We start from the raw sequence: 296 nt of genomic DNA on the forward strand, positions 1-296 counted from the left end.
TTGCAAGCATTTGAGAGACTCGAACGCATCGCTGAGTCATTCCTTATTACGGAGGAATGACGCGCTGCGTCGTTTCAATTTTCAGCTTGTTCCGGATTGTTAAAGAGCAATATCTTAAACATGACTCGTAAGTCATCTTTAAGATATGTGGGTAACATCTTTCACCTGTCACCAAGCTTTGGCGTCCCCTAGGGGATTCGAACCCCTGTTACCGCCGTGAAAGGGCGGTGTCCTGGGCCTCTAGACGAAGGGGACAATTAAGTCTGTCTTCGAAAGACACTTTGCTCGTTATTTTC

At 46.6% G+C, this 296-nt stretch carries 1 tRNA gene; it reads right to left on the bottom strand.

The window, feature by feature from the left end:
- Nucleotides 1-179: 179 nt before the first annotated feature.
- Nucleotides 180-255: transfer RNA gene (locus FOV68_RS23925), tRNA-Glu, on the bottom strand.
- Nucleotides 256-296: the final 41 nt, after the last annotated feature.

Source organism: Pantoea sp. paga (genome assembly GCF_007558755.1).
Taxonomy (GTDB): Bacteria; Pseudomonadota; Gammaproteobacteria; order Enterobacterales; family Enterobacteriaceae; genus Pantoea; species Pantoea agglomerans.